Genomic DNA, 519 nt, shown 5'->3' with positions numbered 1-519 from the left:
GATAAAATAAAAGAAATTGGTGGTGAAAACCCTGCAGATATTATGGCTGATATTAAAGTAGCCGACGAAACTGTGTACCACAGACACACAGTAAAAAGTGGTGAAACTTTAGGCAAAATAGCTAAGCATTACTACAAAGATGCCATGAAATACAAAGAAATTTTTGAAGCTAACTCTGATATTTTAAAAAACCCAGATGTAATTCACCCAGACCAAGAATTAATTATACCCAACCTATAATAAAGTACTTTTATTGTACATAAAAAAACATTAGTTTTACTAAAGTGCGTGTTTTGAAAGTATTTTTAAGCACGCATTTTTCATTCCTAAAACTCCTATTAAAGAAAACTAAAAAACTAAATTATTTATGATTAAAAAAATTACATACCTATTCCTATTACTACCTTTTACTTTAATAGCACAGCAAAAAATAGAAATAAAAGGTATTATTTTAGATGAATTTAATGAACCCGTACCCTTTGTGGCTGTTGGTATTGTAGAAAAATACATAGGAACAGC

The 519-nt window shown here is 29.1% G+C and carries 1 protein-coding gene; it reads left to right on the top strand.

Annotation, left to right across the window (positions count from 1 at the left end):
- Nucleotides 1-240 (top strand): LysM peptidoglycan-binding domain-containing protein (locus FUA24_RS08290; protein ID WP_148541271.1); only part of this gene is annotated, 240 nt, incomplete at its 5' end.
- Nucleotides 241-519: the final 279 nt, after the last annotated feature.

Source organism: Seonamhaeicola marinus, assembly GCF_008085455.1.
This window is presented reverse-complemented; position numbering and strand designations above follow the sequence as displayed.